This is a genomic window from Bradyrhizobium sp. CFUWI (assembly GCF_056429085.1).
The window spans coordinates 12,691-32,982 of sequence record NZ_JBWJZE010000023.1; the positions used below are offsets into that span (position 1 = coordinate 12,691).

Annotated in this window: 22 protein-coding genes; 16 read left to right on the forward strand and 6 right to left on the reverse strand. The window is 65.3% G+C overall.

The genetic code is table 11. From position 1 onward, the window contains the following. Positions 1-180: 180 nt before the first annotated feature. On the reverse strand, positions 181-1,158 hold the full coding sequence (locus tag AC066S_RS32680) for a LysR family transcriptional regulator (protein ID WP_478271565.1): 978 nt from the start codon (positions 1,156-1,158) through the stop codon (positions 181-183). 120 nt (positions 1,159-1,278) lie between these two features. Here AC066S_RS32680 and AC066S_RS32685 point away from each other — a divergent pair, with 120 nt between their 5' ends. The 11 genes from AC066S_RS32685 to AC066S_RS32735 all read left to right on the forward strand — a co-directional run bounded on the left by AC066S_RS32685 (position 1,279) and on the right by AC066S_RS32735 (position 13,725). Further along, the gene (locus AC066S_RS32685) at positions 1,279-2,316 is read left to right on the forward strand and encodes a class 1 fructose-bisphosphatase (protein ID WP_478271566.1); all 1,038 of its coding nucleotides are present in this window, start codon (positions 1,279-1,281) and stop codon (positions 2,314-2,316) included. Between the two features lie 12 nt (positions 2,317-2,328). Next, positions 2,329-3,204, forward strand: a complete 876-nt coding sequence (locus AC066S_RS32690) for a phosphoribulokinase (protein WP_478271567.1) — start codon at positions 2,329-2,331, stop codon at positions 3,202-3,204. Positions 3,205-3,220: 16 nt separating this feature from the next. After that, positions 3,221-5,239: a transketolase gene (tkt, locus tag AC066S_RS32695; protein ID WP_478271568.1), complete on the forward strand. Its 2,019-nt coding sequence runs from the start codon at positions 3,221-3,223 to the stop codon at positions 5,237-5,239. A gap of 11 nt (positions 5,240-5,250) precedes the next feature. Then, positions 5,251-6,336 (forward strand): class II fructose-bisphosphate aldolase, encoded by a 1,086-nt coding sequence (gene fba, locus AC066S_RS32700; protein ID WP_126256726.1) that lies wholly within the window; start codon positions 5,251-5,253, stop codon positions 6,334-6,336. Positions 6,337-6,374: 38 nt separating this feature from the next. Beyond that, entirely contained in the window at positions 6,375-7,835 is a 1,461-nt protein-coding gene (locus tag AC066S_RS32705; RefSeq protein WP_126256725.1) for a form I ribulose bisphosphate carboxylase large subunit, read from the forward strand. A gap of 11 nt (positions 7,836-7,846) precedes the next feature. Continuing rightward, entirely contained in the window at positions 7,847-8,254 is a 408-nt protein-coding gene (locus AC066S_RS32710) for a ribulose bisphosphate carboxylase small subunit (RefSeq protein ID WP_126256724.1), read from the forward strand. A 98-nt stretch (positions 8,255-8,352) separates the two neighbouring features. After that, a complete protein-coding gene (gene cbbX, locus AC066S_RS32715; protein ID WP_478271569.1) occupies positions 8,353-9,285 on the forward strand; it encodes a CbbX protein in 933 nt (310 codons plus the stop codon). After that, positions 9,282-10,019, forward strand: coding sequence for a ribulose-phosphate 3-epimerase (gene rpe / locus AC066S_RS32720; protein ID WP_478271570.1), 738 nt, complete (start codon positions 9,282-9,284; stop codon positions 10,017-10,019). Before cbbX ends, rpe begins: the two co-directional genes overlap by 4 nt. 187 nt (positions 10,020-10,206) lie before the next feature. Continuing rightward, positions 10,207-11,358 carry an FIST signal transduction protein gene (locus tag AC066S_RS32725; RefSeq protein ID WP_478271571.1) on the forward strand — a complete coding sequence of 384 codons (1,152 nt, stop codon included), beginning with the start codon at positions 10,207-10,209 and terminating at the stop codon, positions 11,356-11,358. Further along, positions 11,355-13,232, forward strand: a complete 1,878-nt coding sequence (locus tag AC066S_RS32730) for a putative bifunctional diguanylate cyclase/phosphodiesterase (protein ID WP_478271572.1) — start codon at positions 11,355-11,357, stop codon at positions 13,230-13,232. Before AC066S_RS32725 ends, AC066S_RS32730 begins: the two co-directional genes overlap by 4 nt. A 280-nt stretch (positions 13,233-13,512) precedes the next feature. After that, a complete protein-coding gene (locus AC066S_RS32735) occupies positions 13,513-13,725 on the forward strand; it encodes a hypothetical protein (RefSeq protein ID WP_478271573.1) in 213 nt (70 codons plus the stop codon). 15 nt (positions 13,726-13,740) lie between these two features. Here the strand turns inward: AC066S_RS32735 and AC066S_RS32740 are convergent, their stop codons facing one another. Further along, entirely contained in the window at positions 13,741-14,577 is an 837-nt protein-coding gene (locus AC066S_RS32740; protein ID WP_478271574.1) for a universal stress protein, read from the reverse strand. 206 nt (positions 14,578-14,783) lie between these two features. Here AC066S_RS32740 and AC066S_RS32745 point away from each other — a divergent pair, with 206 nt between their 5' ends. Together AC066S_RS32745 and AC066S_RS32750 are read left to right on the forward strand one after the other, a co-directional pair. Next, the gene (locus AC066S_RS32745) at positions 14,784-16,331 is read left to right on the forward strand and encodes a Do family serine endopeptidase (protein ID WP_478271575.1); all 1,548 of its coding nucleotides are present in this window, start codon (positions 14,784-14,786) and stop codon (positions 16,329-16,331) included. Positions 16,332-16,603: 272 nt separating this feature from the next. Next, on the forward strand, positions 16,604-16,966 hold the full coding sequence (locus AC066S_RS32750; RefSeq protein ID WP_126256716.1) for a hypothetical protein: 363 nt from the start codon (positions 16,604-16,606) through the stop codon (positions 16,964-16,966). 12 nt (positions 16,967-16,978) lie between these two features. Here the strand turns inward: AC066S_RS32750 and AC066S_RS32755 are convergent, their stop codons facing one another. Continuing rightward, positions 16,979-17,269 carry a DUF6496 domain-containing protein gene (locus AC066S_RS32755; protein WP_478271576.1) on the reverse strand — a complete coding sequence of 97 codons (291 nt, stop codon included), beginning with the start codon at positions 17,267-17,269 and terminating at the stop codon, positions 16,979-16,981. A 79-nt stretch (positions 17,270-17,348) separates the two neighbouring features. Then, positions 17,349-17,543, reverse strand: coding sequence for a DUF3072 domain-containing protein (locus AC066S_RS32760; protein ID WP_126256714.1), 195 nt, complete (start codon positions 17,541-17,543; stop codon positions 17,349-17,351). A 115-nt stretch (positions 17,544-17,658) separates the two neighbouring features. On the opposite strand from AC066S_RS32760, the gene AC066S_RS32765 reads away from it, so the two are divergent. Continuing rightward, positions 17,659-17,880, forward strand: coding sequence for a hypothetical protein (locus tag AC066S_RS32765; RefSeq protein WP_126256713.1), 222 nt, complete (start codon positions 17,659-17,661; stop codon positions 17,878-17,880). An 18-nt stretch (positions 17,881-17,898) separates the two neighbouring features. After that, complete coding sequence (locus AC066S_RS32770; protein ID WP_478271577.1) at positions 17,899-18,108, forward strand: hypothetical protein; 210 nt, start codon at positions 17,899-17,901, stop codon at positions 18,106-18,108. Positions 18,109-18,176: 68 nt separating this feature from the next. Here AC066S_RS32770 and AC066S_RS32775 read toward each other — a convergent pair whose 3' ends face one another. Continuing rightward, on the reverse strand, positions 18,177-18,434 hold the full coding sequence (locus tag AC066S_RS32775; protein WP_126256712.1) for a hypothetical protein: 258 nt from the start codon (positions 18,432-18,434) through the stop codon (positions 18,177-18,179). A gap of 142 nt (positions 18,435-18,576) precedes the next feature. Here AC066S_RS32775 and AC066S_RS32780 point away from each other — a divergent pair, with 142 nt between their 5' ends. Next, positions 18,577-18,798, forward strand: coding sequence for a hypothetical protein (locus AC066S_RS32780; protein WP_478271578.1), 222 nt, complete (start codon positions 18,577-18,579; stop codon positions 18,796-18,798). Here AC066S_RS32780 and AC066S_RS32785 read toward each other — a convergent pair whose 3' ends face one another. Then, positions 18,799-20,289, reverse strand: a complete 1,491-nt coding sequence (locus tag AC066S_RS32785) for an HWE histidine kinase domain-containing protein (RefSeq protein WP_126256710.1) — start codon at positions 20,287-20,289, stop codon at positions 18,799-18,801. Positions 20,290-20,292: the final 3 nt, after the last annotated feature.

Genomic DNA, 20,292 nt, shown 5'->3' on the forward strand with positions numbered 1-20,292 from the left:
TACGGAGTTGTCTCGCCGCCCGCCTGTGCTAGCAACGGGCCGATCGAAATCTCCTCCACGCCGGCCGGGGCAAGCAATGACCACCTTCAACCGCATCTTCACGACGCAGCGCCTGCTCCAGATCATCGCGATCCTGGCGGCCACCGTTGCCATGAAGCTGATGAGCTGAGCGCCGGCGGCTCAGCGTCCTTCCAGCTCGGGCAGGTCGGGCAGGTAGTTCGACCCTTCCGAGCCCAGAAAATCGAACATCGCCTGCGCCGGCGGCAGCAGCACCTTGTCGCTGCGGCGGATCACGTACCATTGCCGCACGATCGGCAGGCCCGCGACGTCGAGCACGACGAGCCGGCCCTCGGCGAGCTCATGCGCCACCGTGTGGGCCGAGATGAAGGCGATGCCGAGCCCGGCGATCACCGCCTGCTTGATGGTCTCGTTGCTGCTCATCTCCATGCCGATGATCGGCTCGAGATCGGACTTCTGAAACATGCCCTCCATCAGCGTCCGCGTGCCCGAGCCGGGCTCGCGGGTGAGGAAGGTCTCGTGCACGAGATCGGTCAGGCTGAGGCCGGAATCCTGCTCGAGCCAGTGCCCCTTGCGCGCGACGATGATGTGCGGATTGCGCCCGAGCTGACGGACGTCGACGGAGACGTCGGCCGGCGGCCGACCCATCACCGCGAAATCGAGGTCGTAGCCGTGCATGGCCCCGCGGATCTCCTCGCGATTGCCGATGGTCAGCTTGATCTCGATCTTGGGATAGCGCTTGGAGAATGCCGCGATCGCATGCGGCACGAAATATTTCGCGGTCGAGACCGCGCCGAGATGCACGCTGCCGCCGGTCCGCCCCGCCAGCAGGTCGAGCGCGCCCTGGCAGTCCATGATGGCGGCCTCGACCCGCTCGGCCAGCGTCAGCACCTCCTTGCCCGCCTCCGTCAGCAGCATGCCGTCGCCGGTCCGCTGCACCAGCGGCAGGCCGGCGAGGTCCTGAAGCTGCCGCAGCTGCTGGGTCACGGCCGGCTGGGTCAGCCCGAGATGGCCGGACGCCGCCGTCACGCTGCCCTTGGCCGAGAGCGCCGCAAGAGAGCGCAGCTGCCGGATCGTCAGATGCCGGAGCTGAGCCGCCGCATGGCTGGGGCCATTATAAGAAAATTCTTTGAGGCTCATTATGAATAGAAATTTTCCTTATTAAGCTGCCCCTGTCAATCTCCTGATGCCGGGACTGACCGCACCGACCTCCAGCGGGGAGGCAATCGGAGGCGGCGCCGGCAAAGGGGATGGACGCAGATGACCGGGCAACTCAGGCTGGACGATCACCTTCAACGGTATTCCGAGACCGCGCCGCACGCGCTGGCCGTGGCGGCCGCGGTCGATGCCATCGCGGCGGCGGCCATCGAGATCGCCGATCTCATCGCCACCGGCGATCTCGCCGACGCCTCCGGCCTGACCACCGGCCGCAACAGCGACGGCGACCTCCAGCGCGATCTCGACGTGCAGGCGGATGCGATCCTGCGCCGTTGCCTCAGCCAGCTGCCGATCGCAGCGCTCGCCTCGGAAGAGATGCGCGAGGCCCAGATCGGCGACCGCGAGGGCCGCATCTGCGTCGCGATCGATCCGCTCGACGGCTCCTCCAACATCGACATCAACATGACGGTGGGCACGATCTTTTCGATCCTGCCGGCGCCCGATGATCTCTCGCTCGCCTTCCATCAGCGCGGCTCGGCGCAGCTTGCGGCGGGCTTCGTCACCTACGGTCCGCAGACCTCCCTGGTGCTGACGCTCGGCGAGGGCGTCGACATCTTCACGCTCGACCGCAAGGCGGGCTGCTTCCGCCTCGCGCGCGCCGGCGCGCAGATCGCCGAGACCGGCGAGGAATTCGCGATCAACGCGTCGAACCGCCGGCACTGGGATCCGCCGGTGCGCGCCTTCATCGACGAATGTCTCGCCGGCGTCGAAGGGCCCGCCAATCACGACTTCAACATGCGCTGGGTCGGCTCGCTGGTCGCCGAGGCCTATCGCATCCTCACCCGCGGCGGCGTCTTCCTCTACCCGTCCGACGCGCGTCCCGGTTACGGCGACGGCCGCCTGCGCCTCGTTTACGAGGCGCACCCGATGGCCATGATCATCGAGCAGGCCGGCGGCTCCGCCACGACGGGACGCGAGCGCATCCTCGACCTTTCGGCGCAGAGCCTGCATCAGCGCGCGCCGCTGATCATGGGCTCGAGCAACGAGGTGCGCCGCGTCGAGGAGCTGCATTGCGATCCCCTGCTGGTCGCCAGCGTCTCCGCGCCGCTGTTCGCGCGGCGCGGATTCTTCCGGCTCTGAGCGAGGCGTCCCATGTCCAGGAAGCACCCGATCATCTCCATCACCGGCTCCTCCGGCGCCGGCACCACCTCGGTGAAGAAGACGTTCGAGCAGATATTTTTCCGCGAGAAGGTCAACGCCGCCTATATCGAAGGCGACGCGTTTCATCGCTACGACCGCGCCGAGATGCGCGCGCAGATGGCCAGGGAAGCCGATCGCGGCAACAAGCATTTCAGCCATTTCAGCCCCGAGACCAACCTGTTCGAGGAGCTGGAGCGTGCCTTCCGCGACTACGGCGAGACCGGCACGGCGGTGACGCGGCACTACGTCCACGACGCCGAGGAATCGGCGCTGCACGGCGCGGCACCCGGCACCTTCACCGATTGGGAGAAGCTGCCGGAGAACTCGGACCTGCTGTTCTACGAGGGCCTGCACGGCGCCGTGGTCACCGACAAGGTCAATGTCGCGCGCTATGCCGACCTCAAGATCGGCGTCGTCCCGGTCATCAATCTCGAATGGATCCAGAAGCTGCATCGCGATCGCAGCGCGCGCGGCTATTCGACCGAGGCGGTCACCGACACCATCCTGCGGCGGATGCCCGACTACATCCACTACATCTGCCCGCAATTCACCGAGACCGACATCAACTTCCAGCGCGTGCCGACGGTGGACACCTCCAATCCCTTCGTCGCGCGCTGGATCCCGACGCCGGACGAATCGATGGTGGTGATCCGCTTCAAGAACCCGCGCGGCATCGACTTCCCTTATCTGCTGTCGATGCTGCCGCAGAGCTGGATGTCGCGCGCCAATTCCATCGTCTGCCCCGGCGCGAAGCTCGATCTGGCGATGCAGCTGATCCTGACGCCGCTGATCATGCAGCTCATCGAGCGCAAGCGGAACCTGAAGTGAACGAGGAGAGAATCCGATGAACATCTCCGTCCACGCCGAAGCCGACCTCACGGCGGTCACGCACCACGATCTCGCCAACGCTGTCCGCTTCCTCGCGGTGGACGCCATCGAGACCTCGCAGTCCGGCCATCCCGGGCTGCCCATGGGCATGGCGGATGTCGCAACCGTGCTGTTCTCGCGCTTCCTGAAATTCGACTCGGCGCATCCCAATTGGCCGGACCGCGATCGCTTCGTGCTGTCGGCCGGGCACGGCTCGATGCTGCTCTATGCATTGCTGCATCTGACCGGCGGCGACGTCAGCCTCGACGACATCAAGGCCTTCCGGCAATGGGGCTCGAAGACGCCGGGCCATCCGGAATACGGCCATACGCCGGGCGTGGAGACCACGACGGGGCCGCTGGGGCAGGGGATCGCGACCGCGGTCGGCATGGCGCTCGCCGAACGGATGGCCAATGCGCGGCACGGCGACGGCCTCGTCGATCACTTCACCTATGTGATCGCGGGCGACGGCTGCCTGATGGAAGGCCTCAGCCAGGAGGCGATCTCGCTCGCCGGCCATCTCGGGCTCGGCCGATTGATCGTGCTGTTCGACGACAATGGTATCTCGATCGACGGACCGACCTCGCTGGCCACGTCCGACGATCAGCTCGCGCGTTTCGCCGCCTCTGGCTGGTCGGTGCGCAGCATCGACGGGCACGATCCCGAAGCGATTGCGCAGGCGATCGCCGAGGAGCGGGAGACTGCAAAACCGTCGCTGATCGCCTGCCGCACTATCATCGGCTACGGCGCGCCGGATCGGCAAGGCACGGAGAAGGCGCATGGCGCGCCGCTCGGCACTGAGCAGACGGCCGCAGCGCGGCGGGCGCTCGGTTGGGACTATCAACCCTTCGTGGTGCCCATGCCGGTGCTCAAGGCCTGGCGGATGATCGGGCAGCGCGGGCAGGTCGACCGGCTCGCCTGGCTCGATCGCTATGAACGCGCGACGCCGGAGCAGCGCGATCTGTTCGTCGAGGGCAAGGCCGTCGCTCTGCCTGCCGCCTATGCGCTGGCCGCGGCGAAATTGCGCGAGCGCTTTGCCAGCGAGCGTCCGAAGCTCGCGACGCGGCAGGCCTCGCAACAGGTGCTCGACGGTATCGCCGGGACCATCCCCGGCCTGGTCGGCGGCTCCGCGGACCTCACGCATTCGAATCTCACGCATGCCAAGGCGCAGGCTCCCGTCAGGCGCGGGGCGTTCGCCGGCGACTACATCCACTACGGCATTCGCGAGCACGGCATGGCCGCCGCGATGAACGGCCTCGCGCTTCATGGCGGCTTCATTCCCTATGGTGGCACGTTCCTGGCGTTCTCCGACTACAGCCGGCCGGCGATCCGCCTTGCGGCGCTGATGCGGTTGCGCGCCATTCACGTGATGACGCACGACTCCATCGGCCTCGGGGAGGATGGTCCGACGCACCAGCCCGTCGAACACCTTGCCGCGCTGCGGGTGATCCCGAACCTCCTGGTGTTCCGTCCCGCCGACGCGGTGGAGACGCTGGAGGCCTGGGACTGCGCACTCAGCTCCGAGAACCGTCCGTCCGTGCTGTGCCTGTCGCGGCAGGCGCTGCCGACCTTTCGCAGCGATGCGCGCGGGAGAAACCGTGTTGCGCACGGCGCCTATCTCGTCGTCTCGCCGGACGGCGGGCGCGACGTGACGCTGATCGCAACCGGATCGGAAGTGTCGATCGCCTTGGAAGCCGCTCGCCTGCTTGCGACCGAGCACGTCCGTGCAGCCGTGGTCTCCGCGCCCTGCTTCGCCCTGTTCGAGGAGCAGCCGGACGACTACCGCGCCACCGTGCTCGGCACCGCGCCGCGCGTCGGTGTCGAGGCAGCCGTCGCCGGCGACTGGCATCGCTGGATCGGCCCGGACGGCGAATTCGTCGGTATGCGCGGCTTCGGCGCCTCGGCGCCGGCACCGGTGCTGTACCGGGAATTCGGCATCACGCCGCAAAGCATTGCGGAAGCGGCCCGCCGGGCGATCGCCCGCAAGCGTCAATAGGAGGACCAATCGTGGCTCGTATCACCCTTCGCCAACTGCTCGATCACGCGGCCAGCCACGGCTACGCGGTGCCGGCATTCAACATCAACAATATGGAGCAGGGCATCGCGATCATGCAGGCGGCGGCTGAGGTCGACGCGCCCGTGATCATCCAGGCCTCGCGCGGCGCGCGCAGCTATGCCGGCGATCTCATGCTCTCGCACATGATCGACGCGCTGGAGCGGACTTATCCGGACATCCCGCTCTGCATGCACCAGGATCACGGCAATGACGAAGCGACCTGCGCGTCCGCGATCGCCCATGGCTTCACCTCCGTCATGATGGACGGCTCGCTCAAGGCCGATGCCAAGACGGCGGCCGATTACGACTACAATGTCGCGATCACCCGCCGTGTCGTCGATCTCGCCCATTGGGTCGGCGCCTCCGTCGAAGGCGAGCTCGGCGTGCTCGGCTCGCTGGAGCACGGGGGCGGCGAGCAGGAAGACGGCCACGGCGTCGAGGGCAAGGTCAGCCACGACCAGCTGTTGACCGATCCTGATCAGGCTGTCGACTTCGTCCGTGCCACCAAGGTCGATGCGCTCGCCATCGCGATGGGTACCTCGCACGGAGCCTACAAGTTCAGCCGCAAGCCGGACGGCGATATCCTGGCGATGCGCGTGGTCGAGGAGATTCATCGCCGGCTGCCGAACACGCATCTCGTCATGCACGGCTCCTCCTCGGTGCCGCAGCCGCTGCAGGACATGTTCAACCAGTTCGGCGGCGAGATGCCGCAGACTTGGGGCGTGCCGGTCGAGGAGATCGTCCGCGGCATCAAGAGCGGCGTGCGCAAGGTCAATATCGACACCGACTGCCGGCTGGCGATGACCGCGATATTCCGCAAGGTTGCGGCCCAAAACCGCAATGAGTTCGATCCACGCAAATTCCTCAAGCCCGCGATGGACGCGATGCGCGAGCTCTGCCGCGAGCGCTTCGAGCAGTTCGGCACCGCAGGCCATGCCAGCAGGATCAAGGCGGTCCCGATGAGCGAGATGGCGCGGCGTTACCGCGCCGGCGAGCTCGATCCGCGCGTCGACGCCCGCGAGTCCGTGGCAGCCTAGTCAATCGCAAAGAGCAGAGAAAAGAGCAGGAGAGAGACATGAACGCACATGCAGGCACCGTCCGCGGCAAAGAGCGTTATCGCTCGGGTGTGATGGAATACAAGCGCATGGGCTATTGGGAGCCCGACTACACGCCGAAGGACACCGACGTCATCGCGCTGTTCCGCGTGACGCCGCAGGAAGGGGTCGATCCGATCGAGGCCTCTGCGGCGGTGGCCGGCGAATCCTCGACCGCGACCTGGACCGTGGTGTGGACCGATCGCCTCACGGCCGCCGAGAAGTATCGCGCGAAATGCTACCGCGTCGATCCGGTCCCGGGCTCGCCCGGCTCGTATTTCGCTTATATCGCCTATGACCTCGACCTGTTCGAGCCGGGCTCGATCGCAAACCTGTCGGCCTCGATCATCGGCAATGTGTTCGGCTTTAAGCCGCTGAAGGCGCTGCGCCTGGAAGACATGCGCTTCCCCGTCGCCTATGTGAAGACGTTCCAGGGGCCGGCGACCGGCATCGTGGTCGAGCGCGAACGCCTCGACAAGTTCGGTCGGCCGCTGCTGGGCGCAACGGTGAAGCCGAAGCTCGGTCTATCCGGGCGCAACTATGGCCGCGTGGTCTACGAGGCGTTGAAGGGCGGGCTCGACTTCACCAAGGACGACGAGAACATCAACTCGCAGCCCTTCATGCACTGGCGCGACCGCTTCCTCTACTGCATGGAGGCGGTGAACCGGGCGCAGGCCGCTTCCGGCGAGGTGAAGGGCACGTACCTGAACATCACCGCGGGCACGATGGAGGACATGTACGAGCGCGCAGAGTTCGCGAAGGAACTCGGGTCGTGCATCGTCATGATCGACCTCGTGATCGGCTACACCGCTATCCAGTCGATGGCGAAGTGGGCGCGCCGCAACGACATGATCCTGCATCTGCACCGCGCCGGTCACTCGACCTATACGCGGCAGAAGAGCCACGGCGTGTCGTTCCGCGTCATCGCGAAGTGGATGCGGCTTGCCGGCGTCGACCACATCCATGCCGGCACGGTGGTCGGCAAGCTCGAAGGCGACCCCAACACCACGCGCGGCTATTACGACGTCTGCCGCGAGGATTTCAACCCGGCCAAGCTCGAGCACGGCCTGTTCTTCGACCAGTCCTGGGCGAGCCTCAATAAGATGATGCCGGTTGCGTCCGGCGGCATCCATGCCGGCCAGATGCATCAGCTGCTCGACCTCCTGGGCGAAGACGTCGTGCTGCAATTCGGCGGCGGCACCATCGGCCATCCCATGGGCATTGCCGCCGGCGCGATCGCCAACCGCGTGGCGCTGGAAGCGATGATCCTCGCTCGCAACGAGGGCCGCGACTACGTCCACGAGGGCCCGGAGATCCTGGCCAGGGCGGCCGAGACCTGCACGCCGCTGAAGGCGGCGCTCGAAGTCTGGAAGGACGTGACCTTCAATTATCAATCCACCGACACGCCGGACTTCGTGCCGACCGCGCTCGAAACCGTTTGAGGAGATTTGACATGAAGCTGACTCAAGGCTGCTTCTCGTTCCTGCCCGATCTCACCGACGATCAGATCACCAAGCAGGTGCAATATTGTCTGACCAAGGGCTGGGCGGTGAATATCGAGTTCACCGACGATCCGCATCCCCGCAATACCTATTGGGAGATGTGGGGCCTGCCGATGTTCGACCTTCAGGACGCCGCCGGAGTGATGATGGAGCTCGCCGAATGCCGCAGGGTGTACGGCGACCGCTACATCCGCATCAGCGGCTTCGATTCCAGCCATGGCTGGGAATCGGTGCGGATCTCCTTCCTCGTCAACCGGCCGCCGCAAGAGGCGGAGTTCGAGCTGGTGCGGCAGGAAGTCGGCGGCCGCGCGATCCGTTACACCACGGTGCGCAAGCCGGCTGCCCACGCCACTCAATAACCAATCTCCTCCGCACGGAGCTCTCCCTGCTCCGTATCCTTGGCGGACCACTGCTTCGCCGCTCCCCCGCGGCGAAGCTCCTTTCTTCGAGGGTAGCTATGCTGGATATTCCCCACGCAGCCACGACCGAGCCCGGCGAGACACATTTCGATCTCCGCAAGGAGGCCGAAGCGGCGGGGATCACCGAGACGCTGCAGCAGCTCGAGCGGGAGCTGGTCGGATTGAGGCCGGTGAAGAACCGTGTGCGCCAGATCGCGTCATTGCTGCTGATCGAGCGGATCCGGCAGCGTGCGGGGCTGGCGTCCGCGCCACCGACGCTGCACATGTCGTTTACCGGCAATCCCGGCACCGGCAAGACTACGGTGGCGCTGCGCATGGCCAAGATCCTGCACGGTCTCGGCTTCGTGCGGCGCGGGCAGGTGATCTCCGTGACGCGCGACGATCTCGTCGGCCAATATATCGGCCACACGGCGCCGAAGACCAAGGAGATCCTGAAGAAGGCGATGGGCGGCGTGCTGTTCATCGACGAAGCCTATTACCTGCATCGGCCCGACAACGAGCGCGACTACGGTCAGGAAGCCATCGAGATCCTGCTCCAGGTGATGGAGAACCAGCGCGAGGACCTCGTCGTGATCCTGGCCGGCTATGGCGAGCGCATGACGAACTTCTTCGCCTCGAATCCCGGCTTCCGCTCGCGCATCGCCCACCACATCGAATTTCCCGACTATGCCGAGGCCGAGCTGCTCGTCATTGCCGAGCTGATGCTGAAGGAGCGGGGTTATCGCTTCTCGGCGGCGGCGCGCGAGGCGTTCGAGACCTACATCGCGCTGCGCCGGAGCCAGCCGTTCTTCTCCAATGCACGCTCGATCCGCAACGCCGTCGACCGCATCCGGTTGCGGCAGGCCGATCGCCTGGTGTCCGATCTCGACCGCATGCTCGATGTCGCCGACCTCGAAACCATCGATCCCGCGGACATCCTGGCGAGCCGCGTCTTCAGCGGCGGCACTGAAGCGCGGAGTGCAAAGCCATGACCGGAGAGATCGTCATTGCGCCCTCGATCCTGGCTGCGGATTTCGCACGTCTCGGCCAGGAGGTCGCGGCAATCGACACCGCCGGCGCCGATTGGATCCATTGCGACGTCATGGATGGGCACTTCGTGCCGAACATCAGCTTTGGCGCCGATGTCATCAAGGCGATCCGGCCGACGACGAAGAAGATCTTCGACGTGCATCTCATGATCGCGCCTGTCGATCCTTATCTCGAAGCGTTTGCAAAGGCCGGAGCCGACGTCATCACGGTGCACGCCGAAGCCGGCCCGCATCTCGACCGCTCACTCCAGGCGATCCGTGCGCTTGGCAAGAAGGCCGGAGTCAGCCTGTGTCCCGCCACGCCCGAGAGCGCCATCGCCTACGTGCTCGATCGGATCGATCTCGTGCTGGTGATGACGGTCAATCCGGGGTTTGGCGGCCAGTCGTTCCTCGAATCCCAGCTCGAGAAGATCGAGCGGATCAAGGCCATGATCGGCGACCGGCCGATCCGGCTCGAGGTCGACGGCGGTATCACGCGCGACAATGCCGCTGCCGCGGCGGCGGCGGGCGCCGATACGCTGGTAGCGGGTTCTGCAGTGTTTCGCGGCAACAGCGCTGCCGACTATGCCGCAAATATCCAGGCCATCCGCACCGCCGCCGAGACGGGACGGGTTCCAAAGCGTCAAGATAATGCTGTGCAGCCGATGCGCCTCGGCGAAGGCGCGCGCACCCGGTAGATTACGGGCCGGCACAGAAGTCGACGGCTCGGCGCGGGAACTTCCCGGAGTCTTACGGAGAATGTTGGCACGACTCGGCAATACCTTCATGCCGGGGTAACCAACGGTGTCGAACTCCGCGCGCGATTAACGGCGACGCAATGCGCCGTCTCACAATCTGTGGTTCAAGGACTGCAGAGGGCGTGGGATGCAGATTCAATACCTTCACTGGAATGCTGCCCATGGCTGGCGCCGAGCGGACGCCCTGCGCGAGCCTCCCCAGCTCGTGCTCTATTTCGGAAGCCGTGAGCAGCTGCTGGACGGCCAACGTTATCGCGAGCTGCGCGGCCTCTATCCCGATAGCCATATCGTCGGTTGCAGCACCGGCGGACAAATCCATGGCGACGACATCCGCGATGATGAAGTGGTCGCGGTCGCCTTGCGCTTCGCCCACACGCAAGTCCGGCTGGTGCAGGAAGTCGTCGAAACGCGCGATGCGTCGCGGGCCTGCGGCGCGCGTCTTGCCCGGCAGGTACTAGCGGCGGATCTGGCCGGCCTGTTCGTCCTGTCGGATGGATTGGCGGTGAACGGGGGCGAACTGCTTGCCGGACTCACTGAAGTCCTGGGGCCGGATTTGCCCGTCACCGGCGGGCTCGCCGGCGATGGAATCCGATTTGAACAGACAATCGTCGGAGCCGACGCGGAGCCGTCGCCGAACCGCGTCGCCGCGATTGCATTCTACGGTGCTTGGTTCCGATTTGCGCACGGCTGCGCCGGCGGCTGGGATGTATTCGGGCCCCGCCGCAAGGTCACGAAGGCGCTGGGATCGGTGGTCGGGGAGCTCGACGGCGAGCCGCCGCTGGACCTCTACACCCGCTATCTCGGCGAGGAGGAGGCCGAGGCGATGCCGGGTTCGGGTCTGGCATTCCCCTTGCGCATTCACGACGAGGCTGAGCCGAACCGGCAGATCGTGCGCTCGGTGTTCGCGGTGGACCGCAATGCCCGCACCCTGACGTTCGCCGCCGACATTCCGGAAGGATGCACCGCGCAATTGATGCGCGCCAATTTCGACAGTCTCGCCGCCGGTGCAGGCGAGGCCGGCAGGCAGGCGCGCAGCGCACTCTCGGACGGGGTCGACGGCGACAAGCTGGCGATCCTGGTGAGCTGTACCGGCCGCCGCAGGGTGATGGGGCAGCGCACGCAGGACGAGCTGGATGCCGTTGCCGCCGAACTCGGCGAGGATTTCGTCCGGATCGGATTCTACTCCTACGGCGAGTTCGCCCCGCCGGCGGCGTCCGGCCGCTGCGAACTGCATAACCAGACCATGACGGTCACCGTCATCGGGGAGGCGGCAGCTTGACCACGCATCGGCTGCTCGCAAGACAGATCCGCCAGGCGACGGACGAATCCGGACAGGTCGATCTGACCAGGCTCGGTGAACTCGTCAGCGCGGCCTATGAGGAGAGCGATCGCGATCGCCGCCGCACCGACCGTGCGATCAAGCTGATGATCGAGGAGCTCGAGCAGACGCATAAACGCGCCGAACAGGATCTGCTGCGGGCGCGCGAATTTCTCGACAGCATCATCGAGAATATCCCGATCGCGGTATTCGCCAAGGATGCGAAGGACTCCCGCTACGTTCTGCTCAACCGCGCCGGCGAAGAATACTACGGAATGCCGCGCGAGGCGATGTTGGGCAAGACTCCGGCGGAGATCTTTCCGGAGAATATCGCCCGCCTCGTCAACGAGCAGGATCGCGGCGTCGTCGAGAGCGGCACGCCGCTGTTCCTGGAGGGGCATCCGCTCGATGTCGGCGGCAAGGGCCGCGATCGTCTCGTCAATTCGCGCAAGCTGCTGATCAGGGACGGTGCCGGTGCGCCGCAATATCTGGTCGGCGTGATCGAGGACGTCACCGAGAGGATCACGAACGAGGCGCGGATCAGCCATCTTGCGCATCATGATGCGTTGACCGATCTGCCTAACCGCAGCGCCTTCAACGCCGCGCTCGGCGAGCGATTGGAGCTGGCCCAGGAGATGGCGACCAGTTTTGCCGTGCTGAGCCTCGATCTCGACCGCTTCAAGGAGGTCAACGACGTGTTCGGCCATCCCGTCGGCGACATGCTGATGCGGGCGGTGGCGGACCGGCTCGCCGCGGAAGCCGACGACGCCTTCGTCGCCCGTATCGGCGGCGACGAGTTCATGATCCTGATGCCCGACCACGTCAGCCGGGAGGACGTTCAGGCGCTCGCCGAACGCCTAATCGAGACGATCGGCAAGGAGCTCGAGGTCGACGATTATCTCCTCCATGTCGGCCTCAGCGTCGGCATTGCGTTTTATCCGGACGACGGCGTCAATGCCGCCACGCTGCTCGCCAACGCCGATTCAGCCCTCTATCGTGCCAAGCGCGAGGGCAGGGGGCGGGTCCGCTTCTTCGAATCCGAGATGGACAAGGAGCTGCGCGACCGCAGGCTGCTGCAGCACGATCTGCGACAGGCGCTGGAGCAGAACCAGTTCGTGGTCTACTTCCAGCCGCAGGCGCGGATCGATGGCGAGGTCATCGGCTTCGAGGCTCTGCTGCGCTGGAATCATCCGACGCGTGGCTTCGTGCCGCCGGACCGTTTCGTTCCGCTTGCCGAGGAGAACGGCCTGATCGTCGAGATCGGCGAATGGGTCTTGCGCGAAGCGTGCCGCGAGGCGGCATCATGGCCGCGGCCGCTGCAGGTCGCGGTCAATCTGTCGCCGGTCCAGTTTCAGGCCGGCGATCTCGAACGTTCGATTCACCAGATCCTGCTCGAGACGGGGCTGACGCCGACGCGGCTCGAAGTCGAGATCACCGAGGGTGTGCTGATCGGCGATTTCACCGGCGCGCTCCATCTGCTGCGGCGGCTGAAGGCGCTCGGCATCCGCATTGCGATGGACGATTTCGGCACCGGCTATTCCTCGCTGTCCTATCTCCAGTCGTTCCCGTTCGACAAGATCAAGATCGATCGCGGTTTCATCTCTAATCTGGAGGCCTCGCTGCAATCGGCCGAGATCGTCCGTGCGGTCCTGAGCCTCGCGCACGCCCTGAATATCCCGGTCATTGCCGAAGGGGTGGAGACGGAAGCGCAGCGTGCCTTCCTGGCGCGCGAGGCCTGCGAGGAGATGCAGGGCTATCTGGTCGGCCGACCCGACCTGATCGAGCGCTATCTCGACCTGGTCGGAATGACCGTGGAGCGCCGGCACTATGCCTAAAGCGTGATGCGATCAGGATGAATCGTCATCGCGCTTTAGGGTGTTGTTCAGCATGATCTTCTCGGAAAACCGCTGCGCACGTTTCCGGATCGTGCTTTAGTTCTCAGGTCCGGCGACGCGGTTCCGGGCGTCAGCCGGCACCGTTTGGAACTTTGGCCCGGACATATATTTCCTACCAGCAAGGCCAGGCGCGCGGTGGGCGCAGCAAATCTTTTGCATAGCCGCCATCGGCCTGACGCAAATAAGGGCAATAAGCTCTGCAAATGCGAGGGAGGGTCTCATGGAGAACGTACGTCGCTACCGGGCGCTGGCGTCCCTCTGTCGTCAGCAGGCAGCCTACCGGCCGCTTCAGAACTGGGAACTCCTCGGCCAGGCCGAACATTTCGAATATCTCGCCGAGGTCGAGCTCAAGGCGCATTTCGACGCGTGCAACGTGCAACATGACGAGGGCGCCGCAACGTCCCCGACATGGGAGACCCCGGTTGCGGCGTGACGGCGCCTGTTGGTCTCAGTGCGACATCAGCGTCGGGACCGTCATGGCTTCCAGCATGGCGCGCGTGACGCCGCCGAGAACGCGTTCCTGCAGTCGCGAATGGCCGTAGCCGCCCATCACCAGGAGATCGAGCCCCTCGTCGGCCGCCAGCGACAGGATGGTCGGCTGGATGTCGGCGCGCGTCGCCGACAGGGCGACCGTGCGGGTCGACAGTCCACGCCGGCCGAGATGTCTTGCCAGACTGTTCGCTGAAGCTTCGTCGGAGACCGCGTTCGACTCGTTGATGGTGATGATCACGATCTCATCGGCGCGCGCCAGGAACGGTGCTGCGTCGTGCACGGCGCGGGCGGCGACGCGGCTGCCGTCCCAGCAGATGCCGACCCGCTCCGCCTTGAACGCTCCGTGGAAAGTGTAAGGCAGGAACAGCACCGGGCCGCCCGACTGGAACAGGATCTCGCCCGGCACGTCGTTGTCGAACGAGCCTTGCGCCGGATCGGGCTGAAGCACGACGCTGAGGTCGTGCAGCCGCGCCATCTCGCCGAGCGAGCCGGCTGCGTCCACCGGGATCGCGCCGAGCGGGCGGCAGGCGTAGGCGATGCCGGCGTTCGCCGCTTCGATTTCGAAGACTGAGAGCGCGGCCTCGGCCCGCTCCGCGGCGCGCTCGCGTTCCAGTTCGAACACGGCCGCCACCGCGGCGCCGCCCTCCATCACGTAGGCTGCACTGGTCGCGACATAGCCGACCGCGACCGCGTCGAGATGGGCGTTGAACTGCGCCGCGAGCGAAATCGAGCCGTCGATCACGGGACGCATGGGACGTTCGGTGGGGATGTGGACGAGAATGTCTTTGTACATGGGGCGCCTCCGATGGCCATCATCCGGTGGCCGCAGTCTTTCACTGCCGGGCAGACCCGCGTTGAGCTGCATCAAATGCGAGGGACGACCTTGCCGCAGCCATCGCTTGTTCTTTGCCAAGATTTAATCGGACGGACGGGACGCCGTAAGGTGACGATGTCCATGTTGGACCCAAGGCGACAATTACCCAACATGGACATTAAGACATGAACGATCGCGCCAATTCCGACACCCCGACATCCCGCAAGATATTGAGGCCGCGCCGGCTCGCGCTGCTCGGCACCGTGGCCGCGCTCGGCGTCGCCGTGCTGGCGGCTTCTCCCGGCTCTTCAAAGTTCGGTCCGAGCTCCTTCATCGCGCCGGCCCAGGCCGCCGAATCCGCCGCGACGCCGCCGGGCTTCGGTGACCTGGTCAGCAAGGTCAAGCCCGCCGTCATCTCGGTGCGGGTCAGGATCGACCAGGACAACGACAAGAGCGCCATGCTGCAACAGAACCGGATGGATCAGGACGGCGAGACGCCGTTCGACCAGTTCTCGCGGCAGTTCGGCTTCCGCTTCCCCGGCGGCCCGAATGGCATGCCGCGCCAGCGCCATCAGATGATCACCGGCGAAGGCTCCGGCTTCTTCATCTCCGCCGACGGCTATGCCGTGACCAACAACCACGTCGTCGACCAGGCCGCGTCAGTGCAGGTGACGATGGATGACGGCACGAGCTACACCGCGAGGGTCGTCGGCACCGACCCGAAGACCGATCTCGCGCTGATCAAGGTCGACGGCAAGACGGACTTTCCGTTCGTCAAATTCTCCGACCAGAAGCCGCGCATCGGCGACTGGGTGGTCGCGGTCGGCAATCCCTTCGGTCTCGGCGGCACCGTGACCGCCGGCATCGTCTCGGCCAGCGGCCGCGACATCGGCAACGGTCCCTACGACGACTTCATCCAGATCGACGCGCCCATCAACAAGGGCAATTCCGGGGGCCCGGCCTTCGACATGAGCGGCAACGTGATCGGCGTGAACACCGCGATCTTCTCGCCCTCCGGCGGCTCGGTTGGCATCGGCTTCGACATTCCGGCCTCGACCGCAAAGCTCGTCGTCGCGCAGCTGAAGGACAAGGGCGCGGTGACCCGCGGCTGGCTCGGCGTGCAGGTGCAGCCGGTGACGGCCGACATCGCCGACAGCCTGGGCCTGAAGGAGGCGCGCGGCGCCATCGTCGACAATCCGCAGGACGGCAGCCCCGCGGCGAAGGCCGGCATCGCGGCGGGCGACGTCATCACCGCCGTCAACGGCACCGCGATCAAGGATTCCCGCGAACTCGCCCGTACCATCGCCACCCTGGCCCCGGGTAGCTCGGTGAAGCTCGACGTCTTCCGCAACGGCACGACCAAGACGCTGACGCTCGCCCTCGGCGAGTTGCCGAACGAGCGGCAGGCCAAAGCAAATGGCGGTGCCGACCAGGGCCGAGAGCAGCCGGGCGCCGGCGCGCCACGTCTCGGGCTCGGCCTTGCTCCGGCCGGCGAGGTCCAGGGCGCTGGCCAGAAGGGCGTTGTCGTCACCGAGGTCGATCCGCAAGGACCGGCGGCGCAGCGCGGCATCCAGACCGGCGACGTCATCCTCAATGTCGGCGGCAAGGCCGTTGCCAATGTCGGCGACGTCCGCTCGGAGCTGGCGGAGGCCAAAGCGTCCGGCAAGCGCAGCGTGCTGTTGCAGGTCAGAAGCGCCGAGGCGACGAGGTTCGTCGCGGTGCCACTCGCCTGAGGCGAACATCTATCGGCAGAAACCAAAAAGGCGGCCCTCCGGGCCGCCTTTTCCGTTCACCGACAGAATTGCGACGCCAATCGATAACATTCTCGTTAACGGCAGGGATGGTGACCCGGTTCATATGAAAAAGCCGTGTTCGCCCATAACACTTCGAACTTGGTCAAGGTCCGCCGCGGCAATGACGCCGTGAACGGGTTGCAAGCGTGGAACTCCGAACCTGCCGCCGCTTTGTGGAACTGGCCGGTGGTTCGGATTTGATCGGTGCCGACATGGATCGATTGAAGCTCTCGCTGAGGGGTGCGCTGCTTGCGGCGCCGTTGGTGCTCTGGGGTGGAACCGCGCTCGGTCGTGACGACGGCCGCTACGCGAACTCGCCGCTCAAGCCGTGGTTCGACAGCCTGCGCAGCCACCTCGGTCCGTGCTGCTCGGACGCCGACGGTTTTGCCGTCGCCGATCCCGACTGGGAATCGCACAACGGACGTTATCGCGTGCGTCTCGACGGCGAGTGGATCGAGGTGCCGGACGAAGCCGTAATCACCGAGCCGAACCGCGCCGGCCGCACCATGGTGTGGCCGGTGAAGACCGCTTTCGGGGTCTCGATCCGCTGCTTCATGCCGGGCAGCATGATCTGAGCCGGGTCAGCGTCAACGCTTGCTGGATTTGCGCTTCGACGATTTCTTGGCCGCCTTCTTGGCCGCCTTCTTGGTCGTCCGCTTCTTGGAGGACTTCTTCTTCGCAGCTTTCTTCGGGACCTTCTTGCCTTTCTTGCGCGCCTTCGACAGCCCGATCGCGATCGCCTGCTTGCGACTCTTCACGCGTCCGCCGCGGCCTTTGCGACCGCTCTTGGCCGTGCCCTTCTTGTAACGACGCATCTCGCTTTCGACGTCGCTGCCGGAGCTGCGCGAGTAGCGGCGTTTCTTTGCCTTGCGTGCCATGCATGTTCTCCCTTGGCCGGGGAGAACCGTTCGACACAGGCATGGTTCCGAAGCAGCGCACGACGTTCCAGGCGAAAGCCTAGAAGGAGTTCGCCAGCTCGATCTCCGCCTCCAGCACCTGGATGCGCCGCGCGGCCTCGGTGAAGGACAGATCGCGCGCATATTGTGCGGGCTGATAGGCCTCTTCGCTCAACCGTTTCAGCCTCAGCCCCTGCGCCCGGGTCATTTGCGCGGCGAGAAAGATCCTGGCGTCGTATTTACCCTGAACCTGCATCCGTCGTCTCCGTCTTCAAATCGTGGCTTGACTATATGTTCTTATTTTGTTCTAACAAGCCATGGACAACAGAATTAATGAAATTCGACGTAAAATCAGCGCCTTGAGGCTGGAGATGGCCGACGTCGAGGCTTCCGTGCGTGATCGCATCAACGGGGATCGCGATTGCACCGAACAGGCTCTGGCGCAGATGGATCTGCGCCGAAAGATCAACTTGCTGATCGGCGAATGGAAGGCGGCCGGCGGCGGCGATGTCCTGCCCGACGTCCACGACCGGGTGCGCCTTCGTCTCGTGAAGACAGTCGGTATTCCCGGGCGCGCGGCCACGCGCCGCTGAAATCTTCGAGGGGGCGCCGTGGATGAGGGCCCGGACACTTACCGGATCTTGAGGTTACGCGCCGAGATTCTCGAACTGGGCTCTGCCATCCGGCAATTGCAGCGCGCGGGTCTCGACGATGCTACGGCCCAACTTCTGATCGGACGCAAGCGTGCCGAGCTCGAGCGTCTCGTGAAGACGAATTCCGCGGGCCGCGGGCTCAGCACTGAAACCGGTGAGTTAAATTGACGCAGGCAGCCAACCGCCACTCAGGCAGGAGTTCCCAGCAAAGGTTCGCTCCGCGCCTCAGCACCGTTTCAAGATTGCTTGTCCTCGGTGAGGATGAACACGACGCCGGTGAGCGTCGCGCCGATCGCGAAGGTCGTCACCAATGTGAGAGCGAAGACGATCGCGGCCTGGCTTCCGCCGTTATTCAGCAGGCTGGCGACGGCGGGATTACACAGGATCAGCGCGAGACTGAAGGCGAGGCCGAGGGCGGCACCCATCAATGTATGCGTCATCAGCTTGATGAGGCCGGTCGCAGAGATCAGGTCTGACGACTTCTTTGTGCGCATGGGAACTGCATCCCGATTTGGCATGCAAACGCGGGCGACAATTCGCTGGTTCCAGATGAATGAAGGAATTTCATCGCCGGCTTCATCCGACGTTCATGCCGGGTTTGCCAGGATGAGGTCCGGCAACACGGGGAGCATCGATATGGGTAAGGTGGTCTTTCTTTACCGCTCGCTGGCCTATCGCAACGCGGCCGCGGACATTCTTCGCAAGGCCCGCAAGCTGCCGCGCGGGGCGGAGCGATGCGCGGCGCGCCGCTACGCCAGGGCATTACGCGATCTCGCCCAGACGGAAGCCTGGCTCGAGGGACGGGTTGCGCGCGAACTGCGGACGCCGCGACGCATGACGAGCGCCGCGTCCGGCTAGCTAGCCGGATGCGCGCTGCAATTCGGCCGAGCCGGTGTCCTCGAACTTCTCGGATAGGGGCGTCGCCGCCGGCTTGCGGGTCAACGGCACTTCCAAGCGACACAACAGGCCCTCGGCTCGCCAATCGAACCGCGCTTGTCCGCCGAGCTGGGACTCCACGCTCGCCAGCAGGCTCCGCGTGCCGAAGCCGCGCGATTTCGGCGTCATGACGAGCGGACCGCCCGATTCCTCCCAGCTCAGCGTCAGCAATTGGTCCTCGACCTGCCAGCCGATCGTGAGCCGCCCCGACCTGGTCGAGAGGGCACCGTACTTTGCCGAGTTGGTGAAGAGCTCGTGCAGGGCGAGCGCCAGCGTCTGGGCCGTGGCCGGCAGCAACTGGACCTGCGGACCTGCCAATATGATCTGGCCGCCGAGCGAATAGGGCGCCAGCTCCTCGTCGATCAGCCTGGAGAGCTCGGCACCCTGCCAGCTCGACAGCGACAGGATGGTGTGCACGCGCGCCAGCGCGTTGATGCGGCCCTCGACGGCGTTGACATAGGCCTTGACCTCGTCGGCCCGGGTGAGACGCACGATCGACTGCGCCAGCGCCAGCGCGTTCTTGGCGCGATGATCGACTTCCCGCGCCAGCAGATTCTGCCGTTCCTCGGCACGCTTGCGTTCGGTGATGTCCACGGTGACGCCGCTGACGCGGACGACGCGACCGCTATCGTCCACCGTCGCCGCCGCCGTGCCGACGCACCAGCGCACTTCTCCGTCGGGCCGCATGATGCGGAACTCGGTCTCGTAGGCCCGCGTGCCCCTGTTGAACTCGGCGATCGCCTTGCGCAATTGATCGACGTCGTCGGGATGCAACAGCGCTTGAACGTTGGCCGGGTTGACCTCGAAGCTCTCGGGGCTGACGCCGAAGATGCGATACTGCCCTTCGTCCCACATCCAATCGCCGCTGATCCAGTCCCAATCCCAGGATCCCATCTTGCCGGCCGCGATCGCCATGCTGCGCCGTTGTTCGCTCTCGCGCAGCTTCGCGGTGGAGTTCTCCAGTTCCGCCGTGCGTGCGCGGACGCGATCCTCAAGCTCCTGGTTCAGCCGTTCGAGCTCGCGGGTCTTGCGGTAGAGCTCGGCAAACACCTTGATCTTGGCGCGCAGGACTTCCGGCACGACCGGTACCGGCACGTAGTCGACCGCGCCCATCTCGTAGCCGCGTAACCGGTCGATGTCGCTGACCTGGATGGCGGAGATGAAGATCATCGCGGTCTTCTGGAAGCGTGGATGCTCGCGGATCATCGCGGCGAGCTCGAAGCCGTCGAGCTCGGGCATGCAGACGTCGACCAGGATCACTGCGATCTCGGTCTTGAGCAGCACTTCCAGCGCCTCGCGCCCCGACGAGGCGATCACGAGGTTCTCGCCGAGATCCTTCAAGATCACCTCATAGGCGAGCAGCTTGGCGGGCTGGTCGTCGACGAGGAGGATGTTGACCTTTTCGTGGTCCATATG

What these genes read in the sequence shown, in the direction of transcription:
- AC066S_RS32765 (WP_126256713.1), top strand. Translation starts at nt 17,659, where the DNA reads ATGGCCGACGTCGAGGCTTCCGTGCGTGATCGCATCAACGGGGATCGC.
- AC066S_RS32705 (WP_126256725.1), top strand. Translation starts at nt 6,375, where the DNA reads ATGAACGCACATGCAGGCACCGTCCGCGGCAAAGAGCGTTATCGCTCG.
- AC066S_RS32735 (WP_478271573.1), top strand. Translation starts at nt 13,513, where the DNA reads ATGGAGAACGTACGTCGCTACCGGGCGCTGGCGTCCCTCTGTCGTCAG.
- AC066S_RS32710 (WP_126256724.1), top strand. Translation starts at nt 7,847, where the DNA reads ATGAAGCTGACTCAAGGCTGCTTCTCGTTCCTGCCCGATCTCACCGAC.
- AC066S_RS32775 (WP_126256712.1), bottom strand. Translation starts at nt 18,434, where the DNA reads ATGCGCACAAAGAAGTCGTCAGACCTGATCTCTGCGACCGGCCTCATC.
- tkt (WP_478271568.1), top strand. Translation starts at nt 3,221, where the DNA reads ATGAACATCTCCGTCCACGCCGAAGCCGACCTCACGGCGGTCACGCAC.
- AC066S_RS32680 (WP_478271565.1), bottom strand. Translation starts at nt 1,158, where the DNA reads ATGAGCCTCAAAGAATTTTCTTATAATGGCCCCAGCCATGCGGCGGCT.
- AC066S_RS32690 (WP_478271567.1), top strand. Translation starts at nt 2,329, where the DNA reads ATGTCCAGGAAGCACCCGATCATCTCCATCACCGGCTCCTCCGGCGCC.
- AC066S_RS32785 (WP_126256710.1), bottom strand. Translation starts at nt 20,289, where the DNA reads ATGGACCACGAAAAGGTCAACATCCTCCTCGTCGACGACCAGCCCGCC.
- AC066S_RS32780 (WP_478271578.1), top strand. Translation starts at nt 18,577, where the DNA reads ATGGGTAAGGTGGTCTTTCTTTACCGCTCGCTGGCCTATCGCAACGCG.
- AC066S_RS32740 (WP_478271574.1), bottom strand. Translation starts at nt 14,577, where the DNA reads ATGTACAAAGACATTCTCGTCCACATCCCCACCGAACGTCCCATGCGT.
- rpe (WP_478271570.1), top strand. Translation starts at nt 9,282, where the DNA reads ATGACCGGAGAGATCGTCATTGCGCCCTCGATCCTGGCTGCGGATTTC.
- AC066S_RS32745 (WP_478271575.1), top strand. Translation starts at nt 14,784, where the DNA reads ATGAACGATCGCGCCAATTCCGACACCCCGACATCCCGCAAGATATTG.
- cbbX (WP_478271569.1), top strand. Translation starts at nt 8,353, where the DNA reads ATGCTGGATATTCCCCACGCAGCCACGACCGAGCCCGGCGAGACACAT.
- AC066S_RS32685 (WP_478271566.1), top strand. Translation starts at nt 1,279, where the DNA reads ATGACCGGGCAACTCAGGCTGGACGATCACCTTCAACGGTATTCCGAG.
- AC066S_RS32755 (WP_478271576.1), bottom strand. Translation starts at nt 17,269, where the DNA reads ATGGCACGCAAGGCAAAGAAACGCCGCTACTCGCGCAGCTCCGGCAGC.
- AC066S_RS32750 (WP_126256716.1), top strand. Translation starts at nt 16,604, where the DNA reads ATGGATCGATTGAAGCTCTCGCTGAGGGGTGCGCTGCTTGCGGCGCCG.
- AC066S_RS32760 (WP_126256714.1), bottom strand. Translation starts at nt 17,543, where the DNA reads ATGCAGGTTCAGGGTAAATACGACGCCAGGATCTTTCTCGCCGCGCAA.
- AC066S_RS32725 (WP_478271571.1), top strand. Translation starts at nt 10,207, where the DNA reads ATGCAGATTCAATACCTTCACTGGAATGCTGCCCATGGCTGGCGCCGA.